Source organism: Kitasatospora sp. MY 5-36 (assembly GCF_001182915.1).
Taxonomy (GTDB): Bacteria; Actinomycetota; Actinomycetes; order Streptomycetales; family Streptomycetaceae; genus Kitasatospora.
Genome location: NZ_LFVW01000383.1, coordinates 1 through 9,577 on the forward strand (window position 1 = coordinate 1; position 9,577 = coordinate 9,577).

General features: G+C 73.1%; 8 protein-coding genes. 6 read left to right on the forward strand and 2 right to left on the reverse strand.

Annotated features, from left to right (window positions below):
* Window positions 1-594 (reverse strand): TetR/AcrR family transcriptional regulator (locus tag AE652_RS23365; RefSeq protein WP_049654638.1); only part of this gene is annotated, 594 nt, incomplete at its 3' end.
* 119 nt (window positions 595-713) lie between these two features.
* Between AE652_RS23365 and AE652_RS23370 the strand changes: the two genes are divergently transcribed.
* The gene (locus AE652_RS23370) at window positions 714-1,751 is read left to right on the forward strand and encodes an aldo/keto reductase (RefSeq protein ID WP_049654646.1); all 1,038 of its coding nucleotides are present in this window, start codon (window positions 714-716) and stop codon (window positions 1,749-1,751) included.
* A 172-nt stretch (window positions 1,752-1,923) separates the two neighbouring features.
* Here the strand turns inward: AE652_RS23370 and AE652_RS23375 are convergent, their stop codons facing one another.
* Complete coding sequence (locus AE652_RS23375; RefSeq protein ID WP_049654640.1) at window positions 1,924-2,892, reverse strand: NAD-dependent epimerase/dehydratase family protein; 969 nt, start codon at window positions 2,890-2,892, stop codon at window positions 1,924-1,926.
* A gap of 490 nt (window positions 2,893-3,382) precedes the next feature.
* Here AE652_RS23375 and AE652_RS23380 point away from each other — a divergent pair, with 490 nt between their 5' ends.
* The 5 genes from AE652_RS23380 to AE652_RS23400 form a co-directional block, all read left to right on the forward strand.
* Entirely contained in the window at window positions 3,383-6,040 is a 2,658-nt protein-coding gene (locus AE652_RS23380) for an SdrD B-like domain-containing protein (RefSeq protein ID WP_234348502.1), read from the forward strand.
* 133 nt (window positions 6,041-6,173) lie between these two features.
* Window positions 6,174-6,971, forward strand: a complete 798-nt coding sequence (locus tag AE652_RS23385) for a hypothetical protein (protein WP_049654642.1) — start codon at window positions 6,174-6,176, stop codon at window positions 6,969-6,971.
* Between the two features lie 190 nt (window positions 6,972-7,161).
* Entirely contained in the window at window positions 7,162-8,052 is an 891-nt protein-coding gene (locus AE652_RS23390) for an ABC transporter substrate-binding protein (protein WP_049654644.1), read from the forward strand.
* 31 nt (window positions 8,053-8,083) lie between these two features.
* Window positions 8,084-9,064, forward strand: coding sequence for an amino acid ABC transporter permease (locus tag AE652_RS23395; protein ID WP_234348503.1), 981 nt, complete (start codon window positions 8,084-8,086; stop codon window positions 9,062-9,064).
* Window positions 9,061-9,577: ATP-binding cassette domain-containing protein (locus tag AE652_RS23400; protein WP_159028534.1), on the forward strand; the 517-nt coding region annotated here is incomplete at its 3' end. The genes AE652_RS23395 and AE652_RS23400, both read left to right, overlap by 4 nt.

The following is a 9,577-nucleotide window of genomic DNA, read 5'->3' on the forward strand; positions in this document are numbered from 1 at the left end:
GGCGCGGGCCGCCGCCTCGGCGGCCTCCGCCGCGCGGTCCGCGGCCGCCTCGTCCAGCGGCTCGGCGGTGGTGAGCATCCGGTAGTAGAGCGGCGCCGAGACCGCCCGGACGACCTCGAACCCGTCGGTGTCCGGCGGGAGTTCGCCGCGCTCGACGGCCGCGGCGACGCACGGCGCCCACTCCTCGACCCGGCGCCGGTAGAAGTGCCGCAGGGCCTCGGCCGCGTCCGGGTCGCAGGTCGCCGCCACGATGACGGCGCGGAACAGCGCGCCCTGCCGGGGGTCGGCCAGGGTGCGCTGGACGAGCCGGGCGTTGGCCCGGAGGTCCCCGGCGAGGGAGCCGCTGTCGGTGCGCGGCAGCGACTGCTCGGCCATGTCCGCGAGCAGGTCGGCGACCAGCGCGGTGGTGCTGCCCCAGCGGCGGTAGACGGTGGTGCGGCCGACCTCGGCCCGCTGGGCGATGTCGCCGAGGTCGAGGCCGCTGAAGCCGCGCTCGACCAGGGCGTCCTCGGCGGCGCGCAGGACGGCGGCGCGGACCCGGGCGGTCCGGCCGCCGGGGCGGACCGTGCCGGGCGTGGAGGGCTCGACGGCCATTAACGGGATTCCTGTTCCATTAGACGGGTGGACTCTGCTAGGTTCAGAGCATCCTAACGGAACAGCGGTCCCATTAGGGGCTTCGAGGGGAGAAATCCGCCATGACCATCGCCACCGACATGGAGTACCGCCGGCTCGGCGCGTCCGGACTCAAGGTGCCCGCGCTCAGTCTCGGCACCGGCACCTTCGGCGGGCGCGGCCCGCTGTTCGGCGCCTGGGGCACCACCGACGTCCAGGAGGCCCGCCGGCTCCTCGACATCTCCATCGATGCCGGAGTCACCCTCTTCGACACCGCCGACGTCTACTCCGACGGCGCCTCCGAGGAGGTGCTCGGTCAGGCGGTCCGCGGCCGCCGCGACCAGGTGCTGATCTCCACCAAGGCCGGACTGCCCACCGGCGACGGCCCGCAGGACGCCGGCACCTCCCGCGCCCGGCTGGTCCGGAGCGTCGACGACGCGCTGCGCCGCCTCGGCACCGACTACCTGGACCTGTTCCAGCTGCACGCCTACGACGCCGGCACCCCGATCGAGGAGGTGCTCGCCACCCTGGAGGACCTGGTCCGGGCCGGCAAGATCCGCTACACCGGCGTCTCCAACTTCTCCGGCTGGCAGCTGATGAAGTCCCTCGCCCTCGCCGACCGGCACGGCCGCCCCCGGTACGCCGCCCACCAGGTCTACTACTCGCTCGTCGGCCGCGACTACGAGTGGGAACTGATGCCGCTCGCACAGGAGGAAGGCGTCGGCGCCCTGGTCTGGAGCCCGCTCGGCTGGGGCCGGCTCACGGGGAAGATCCGCCGCGGGCAGCCGCTCCCGGACGGCAGCCGGCTGCACGACACCGCCGACTACGGCCCGCCGGTGGAGGACGAGCTGCTGTACCGGGTGGTCGACGCGCTGATCGAGGTCGCCGCCGAGACCGAACGCACCGTCCCCCAGGTGGCGATCAACTGGCTGCTGCGCCGTCCGACCGTCTCCTCGGTCATCATCGGCGCCCGCAACGAGGAGCAGCTGCGGCAGAACCTCGGCGCGGTCGGCTGGTCCCTGACGGAGGAGCAGGTGGCCCGGCTGGACGCGGCGAGCGCCCGCACCGCGCCGTACCCGTACTTCCCGTACCGGCGGCAGGAGGCGTTCGCCCGGCTCAACCCGCCCCTGGCGGGCTGAGGCGCGCAGGCGCGCAGGGAGGGACGGGGAGGGGCATGGCGACCAGCGGAGGCGCGGGAGGCCCGAGCGGCGTGGGCCCCGGCCCGGGAGATGTCCGGGCCGGGGCCGGACCGGCTGTCGCGGGGCGGCGGTCGGCCCCGTGCCGGTGGACTCCGCGTCGGCGCCGCTACCGCTACCGCTGGTGCCAGGCGGCGAGGAGTTCGGCTTCCCGCTCGGGGTCGAGGGTGCCCGGCACGCGCTCGAACGGCTGGATGTCGCGGGCGCTGTCGGCCACCGGCCGGAGGGCGAGGCCGGTGGCGAGGGCGGCCGCCGGGTCGGCGGTGCTGGTGGCGCGGCTCTCCGGGTCGGCGGGCCAGAGCGGGAGGGCGCGCTCCTGGACGCCGGCGGCCCGGAGGAAGTCCTCGTCCACCCAGGAGAGGGTGGTGCCGGGCGGGGCGACCGCCGCGGCGACGGCGTCGAGCAGGTCGCCGATGCCGAACGGCGGGGGAGTGGCGGCGTGGTAGGCGCCGGAGGCGCCCCGCTCCAGCAGGGCGAGCATCCAGGCGGCGAGGTCGCGGACGTCGACCACCTGGAGCGGCGCGTCCGGCCGGCCCGGGGCGAGCACCTCGCCGCCCCGGGTGAGGCGCTCCACCCAGTAGTCGAAGCGGTGGGTGTAGTCGCGGGGGCCGATCACGTACGTCGGGCGGACCAGCAGGGTCTCCGGGCCGAAGGCCTGCCGGGCGGCGCGCTCGCACTGGACCTTGAGGACGCCGTAGGTCCCGGCGGTGATCTCCTCGGCCTCCGGGCCGTCGGCGGGGAGCAGGGCGGAGTCCTCGGCGTAGCCCGGGGCGGCCGGGACGTCGTACACCGAGAGCGAGGAGACCAGCAGGTAGCGCCCGGCGGCGCCGGGGTCGAGGGCGGCCGCCAACTCCCGTACCTGGCGCGGGTAGTAGGCGCAGAGGTCGACGGTGGCGTCCCAGTGCCGGCCGCGCAGCGCGGACAGGTCGGCGTCGCGGTCGGCGATCAGGTGGGTGGCGTCCGGGAGGAGTCCGGCGCCGGAGCGGCCCCGGTGCACCACCGTGACCTCGTGCCCGGCGGCCAGTGCCGCCTCGGCGAAGTGGAATCCGATGAAGCGGGTGCCGCCGATGACCAGAATGCGCATTCGGACATCGTGCCAGTCCGCCCCGGGGCGGGGCCAGCCGGTGGCCGGTTGTTGCCCAAGTTGTGGGTGGGGTGGGTGAGTCGGGGCCCGGTGTGGACGGTTCCGGGGGGAAGAGTGTTCGACGGTCAACGGTGCGGTACGGTGACGGCCGGGGGCGGCGGGCCGCAGCAGGCGGATCGGCGCTGGTCAACGGCTCGACGGCCGGGGCCGGATGAGCAGCCGTGACGGCCTCGTAACGTCTGATCTCCTGTCAAAGTTCCTTGTTTCCCGGCGAACTTGTGTGAAGTCCCTTTAAGCTCCCGTTAACAATGGCGGCTTTCCGCCACTCGCGAACTCGCTCCCGAGGTCGGGCGGCAGGCCCAACTGGATGATGAGAGCAGGGATGACGACGACAAATGATCGAACCGTCGGTGCCGCGCGCGGCTCCGACGGGCGGCGGACGGGTCCACCCGGCCGCCGCGCCGCGGGCCTTCGCACCGCGGGCGGCGCGGTGACGCTGGCCGTACTGGCCGGTTCCTGGTCCCTGGCGGCGGCCCCGCCGGCCTTCCCCCAGACCGGTGACGGCACGGTGGCGGTCCACGTGATCCGGGCCGTGGACACCGACGGTGTGTGGACGCCCGGGCTGGAATCGGGCATGGCGGGCGTGAAGGTGACGCTCACCGACGAGGCCGGGGTCGCCATCGAGGGCACCACGGCGGCGGACGGCACGGTGACGCTGGCGCCGGCCGCGAGCAAGCTGACCGGCGGCAAGTACCGCGTCCAGGTGGTGAATCCGAAGCCGGGCGTGCTCTACCCGGCCTTCGCCTCCCGCGAGGGTCTGGACGGCGGGCCGAACAAGCTGAGCTCCAACGAGGAGTTCGTCGACCTCTCCGGCGGCAAGAAGGTGGAGATCACCACGGGGCTCTGGAGCCCGGGTGACTACTGCCAGAAGAACGCGCCGCTGGTGTCGACCTGTCAGAACCCGCCCCAGGACGGGGCCGCCCAGCACACGCTGGTGTCCTTCCCGTACGAGTCCCGGGGCACGGCCGGCACCGGCTTCACCCTGACCGACGTGGCCACGGCCGGGCAGACCGGCAACCTGTACGGCATCGCCTGGAACAAGGCCGACAAGCGGGTGTTCTCCTCGGCCCAGGCCAAGCGGACCACCGCCTACGGCCCCGGCGGCCCCGGCGGGATCTACGTCACCGACTGGGCGACGAAGAAGACCACGCTGTTCGCCACCGTCCCGGACGCGGGCACCACCCCGCACGGCCCGGGCAACGACGACGGCTTCCTGGCCCCGGTGGGCAAGGAGAGCCTCGGCGGCATCAAGATCACCGACGACGGCAAGGACCTCTTCGTCGTCAACCTGAACGACCGCAAGCTCTACCGCTACGACGCCACCGCGGCGACGGCGGCCGCACCCAAGGCCGCCTACGCCATCCCGGACCCGGGCTGCCCGGCGCCGGGGGACTGGCGTCCGTACGGCCTCGGCATCCAGGACGGCACCGGCTTCCTCGGCGGCGTCTGCTCGGGCGAGTCCACCGGCAAGGCCACGGACCTGCGCGCCGTGGTGCTGCCGTTCGACCTGTCCACCGGCGCGTTCAAGCCGGCCGTGCTGAACCAGCCGCTCGACTACCCGCGCGGCACCACGGTCGGCGGCCCCTGCCCGGGCACCGCCTGGTTCCCGTGGCAGGACACCTTCCCGACCACCCAGAACGGCCAGGCCTGCGGGGCCAACTACCTGGCCAACCCCGAGCCGGCGGTCGCCGAGATCGCCTTCGAGACCGACGGCTCGATGCTGCTCGCCTTCCGGGACCGCTTCGGCGACCAGTCGGCGGCCAGCCCGACGGGCAGCGCGATGTCCAAGGTCCTGCCCGGCGGCGACCTCCTCAAGGCCTGCCCGGAGAACGGCACGTACGTGCTGGACACCAACCTGGGCTGCGGGTCCAAGGCCCGGGGCCAGCGGTTCTTCGACAACGCCCGGATCGGCCACAACAACCCCGCCAACGCCGGGATGGCGTTCTCGAAGGTCGAGGACTCCATCGTGACCTCGGGCTACGACAGCGACAGCCAGGCCTTCGGTTACGGCAGCGCCTTCCAGAAGCGCGACGGCAAGGCGGACGGCGGCGTGCGGCTCAACGCGGGCCCGGGCATCCCGCCGTTCGGCAAGGGCGCCGCGATGGGCGACCTGGAGGTGCTCTGCGACCAGGCGCCGCTCCAGATCGGCAACCGGGTCTGGTACGACCCCGAGCGCAGCGGCCTCCAACTGCCGGGCCAGAAGCCGGTTCCGGGTGCCACCGTCCACCTGTACGACGAGTCGGGGAAGCTCGTCGGCACCACCAAGACGACCAAGCGCGGCGAGTACTACTTCGACGACAGCAACGTCGACGGCGGCCTCAAGCCGAGGACCAAGTACACGATCAAGCTGGACAACCCGGCGGACTACGCCAAGGACGGCCCCCTCTTCCAGTGGGTGCCGACCGACCACGACGTCGGTGACAACCACTTCATCGACTCCAAGGGCATCGTTCCGAAGGACGGCAGGTTCCCGGAGCGGGCGCTGACCACCGGCGGCCCCGGCGAGAACGACCACACCTACGACTTCGGCTTCCGGCTCCAGGAGGGCGCGCTGCGCCTGGTCAAGCACGACCAGGACGGCAAGCCGCTGGCCGGCGCCAAGTTCCAGCTGTGGCACGAGACCAACGGGACCGACGGGCTCCAGCCGACCGGCGACAAGCCCGACACCAAGGTCGGTGAGCCCTGCACGACCGGCGCCGACGGCATCTGCCAGGGCACCGGCGTGCCGGGGACGTACTACTGGCAGGAGCTGAGCCCGCCGGACGGCTACGCGGCGCCGGAGGTCACCGTCTTCGGTCCGCTGAAGCTGACCTCGGCGAACCTCGACGCCGGTGTGGAGGTGACGGCCGTCAACAAGCTGATCCCGACGCCGACACCGACGCCCACCCCGACCGAGACGCCGACCCCGGCGCCGACGACGGCGGCCCCGGTGCCGCCGGCCCCGGCGCCCCCGGCGTCCGGGCACCTGCCCAACACCGGTGCGGGTGAAGGGATGCCGATCGTGTTGACCAGCGCGGCGGCGCTGATCGCCCTCGGCACCGCCACGGTGCTGGTGGCCCGCAGGCGCAAGGCCGCCCAGCGCGGCTAGCCGCAGACGGGGTGTTCGTACCGGGCCCGGTGCGGGGAGACCGGCACCGGGCCCGAATCGGGCGGGTTCGTGGGACCGTTGGTCCCCGGGCCCGCCCGACTGTCGTGTCCGACCGAGGAGAGGGAGCGGCTGCATGCCCCGCAAGACGAAGGCCGACGGCCGCGGGCCCCGGCGGTCCCACTGGCTCAAGGCCCTGATCGCGATCGTGGTGTGCGGCGCCGCGGCGGGCGGCGTGGCCGTCTACCGGACGGTCTCCGACGAGGCCGTCGAACGCCCGGTGACCACCGACGAGGCCGGCCGGCTCGCCCTGTCGCGGCTGAACCTCTACCAGGCGAGCCCGGTGGCGGTGACGCTCACCGCCGAGGAGGGCGGGGGCGTCACCATCCGGGTCGACGGGGTCGTCGACTACCGCAACCACCGGGGGGTCGGCCGCTACCGGACCACCGGCGCGAGCGGGGCGCTGGACCACGGCCTGATCGTCTGGGACACCGGCGGCCTCGGGCTGGCCCCCGACCAGGCCGGCACCGCCCCCGCCACCGACGCCCCCGCCTGGGAGCAGGCCGAGCGCATCCCGCGCCAGGGCTGGTCGCCGCGCACCTACACGGCGGATCCGCTGGACGCCGGACTGAACCTGCTGGTCCAGCTCGGCGCGGACCGCCCCGACAACCCGCTGCTGCTCGCCCAGTCCGGGGCCCGCTGGCTGGGCCGGGACCGGATCGACGGCAAGGGCTACGACCGCTTCGCCGGTCCGCGCGCCCAGGGGGCCGCGCCCGACGGTGCCCGTTCGCCGCTGACCTACTGGGTCGACGGCGACGGCGGGCTGCGCCGGGTGACGATGCGGATGCCGGGGCTGGGCACCCCCACCACCGTCGAACTCGCCGGACGGCAGCCGGACGCCAAGCTGCCCGAGGCCCCGTGGCTCACCGGCTGACCGGCGCACCGGTCGGTCGGCTGACCGGTTGACCGGGCGACCAGGCCGGCCCGGTACGGCCGGAAGCCGCAGGACAGGGCGGTCAGCCGTACAAAAATCGTTGGTGAGGCAGCAATAGCTTCATCATCTTCCGTTCACCCGGACCCGGCTGCCAGCATCGGCGCACCGTCACCGCCCGAGGGAGTAGCCGATGAACCGCCCCCGTTCCCTGCGCTGTCTGGCCGCACTGTCCCTGGTCGTCCTGGCCGCCACCGCCTGCGGGCGCTCCGACCAGGGCGGCTCCCCGGCCGCCGGCGCGGCCCAGGCCGCGCAGAACGCCGGGAAGAGCGCCGCCGAGCTGCTCCCGGCGAAGAACAAGCAGAGCGGCGTGCTCAGAGTCGCCACCTCCGTCGGCTACCCGCCGATGGAGATGTACAAGCCCGGCACCACCGAGCTGACCGGGGTCGACCCGGACCTCGCCGCCGCCGTCGCCGGGAGGCTCGGCCTGAAGCTGGAGCTCGCCAACTCCTCCTTCGACGGCCTGATCCCCGGCCTCCAGGCCGGCCGCTACGACCTGGTGATGTCCTCCATGACGGACAGCGCCCAGCGCCGCCAGGCCGTCGACTTCGTCGACTACTTCCGCACCGGCGGCGTGATCATGACGAAGAAGGGCAACCCCGAGGGCATCAAGTCCCTGGAGGACCTCTGCGGGAAGAAGGTGGTCCTCGCCAAGGGCAGCTCCAACCTGGAGATCGGCGAGCAGCAGAACGCCAAGTGCGCCACCAAGATGACGATCTCGCAGAGCGAGGACGCCCCGACCGGGCTGCTCCAGCTGGACAGCGAGCGGGCCGTGGCCACGATCGTGGACTACCCGGTGGCGCAGATGTTCGTGCAGAACAGCGGCTCCTACGAGGTGCTGCCGGACCAGTACGGGACGGCGCCCTGGGGCATCGCGGTGGCGAAGAAGGACTCCGGGCTGCGCGACGCGGTGCAGAAGGCGCTCCAGGAGCTGATCGAGAGCGGCGAGTACCGCAAGGTGCTGGACACCTACCAGGTCGGCGGCAGCGCGGTGGAGCGCGCCACCGTCAACGCGGCGCAGTGAGAACGGCGGCACCGACGAGATGAGCACCGACATGAGAGACCCCGCGATGCCCGCACCGGCCGGCCGGGTCCCGACCGCCGAGACCGCGGCCGACGACGACCTGGCCTTCGAGGTCACCGGCCGGCCCCGCCCGGCGCGCTGGTTCGCCGTTCTGGCGGCGGCCTTCGTCGCCGTCTGGCTGGCCTGGACGATCATCGTCAACCCCAACCTGCACTGGGACATCGTCGCCCGGTACCAGTTCGACGGCGTGATCCTGGAAGGGCTCTGGGTGACGGTCCAACTCACCCTGATCTCCCAGGTGGTGGGCATCGTCATCGGCGTGGTGGTCGCGGTGATGCAGCTGTCCGACAGCCCGGTGCTGCGGACCACCGCCGGGGCGTACACCTGGTTCTTCCGCGGCACCCCGCTGCTGGTCCAGCTGATCTTCTGGTTCAACCTGGCGCTGCTCTTCCCGGAGATCAGCATCGGCATCCCGTTCGACGGGCCCAAGCTGGTCAGCTGGCAGTCCAACACCCTGATCACCGGCTTCGTGGCGGCGCTGCTCGGCCTGTCGATCAACGAGGGCGCCTACATGTCCGAGATCGTCCGGGCCGGCATCCAGAGCGTCGACCCCGGGCAGCGCGAGGCCGGCGCCTCGCTCGGCATGTCCAACCGGCAGATCCTCACCCGGGTGGTGCTGCCGCAGGCGATGCGGGTGATCATCCCGCCGTTCGGCAACCAGTTCATCTCGATGCTGAAGACCACCTCGCTGGTCTCCGTCATCGCCGGCGCCGACCTGATGACCGTCTCCCAGCACCTCTACCTCGCCAACTTCGAGGTGATAGCGCTGCTGATCGTCGCGTCCCTCTGGTACCTGGTGCTCACCACCATCGCGAGCGTCGCCCAGCACGCGGTGGAGCGGAAGTTCAACCCGGCCGGCGCTCCGCCGGCCCTGCACCGCAGGGTGCTGGCCAACCTGCGGCCGGGGCGCGGCGCAGCACAGAAGCGCGTGAAGAAGGGGGAGGGCAAGTGACGGGTACGGATCCGGCGAAGCCGACCGCCGAGGTGGTCCTGTCGGCCCGGAAGGTGCGCAAGCACTTCGGGGAACTGGAGGTGCTGCGCGGCATCGACCTGGAGGTCCGGGCGGGGGAGGTGCTCTGCGTGATCGGCCCCTCCGGCTCCGGCAAGTCCACCCTGCTGCGCTGCTTCAACCACCTGGAGAAGATCGACGCCGGGCGGATCGAGGTGGACGGCGAGCTGGTCGGCTACGAGCCGCACGGCGCCTCCGGCAGCAGGCTGCGCGAGCGCCGGCCGCGCGACATCCGCCACCAGCGCGAGCGGATCGGCATGGTCTTCCAGCGCTTCCACCTCTTCCCGCACCGCACCGCGCTGCAGAACGTGATGGAGGGCCCGATCGCGGTCAAGGGGCGCCCGCGCCAGGAGGCCGAGCGCCGGGCCCGCGAGCTGCTCGCCCGGGTCGGCCTGGCCGACCGCGCCGACCACTACCCGGCCCAGCTCTCCGGCGGCCAGCAGCAGCGGGTGGCGA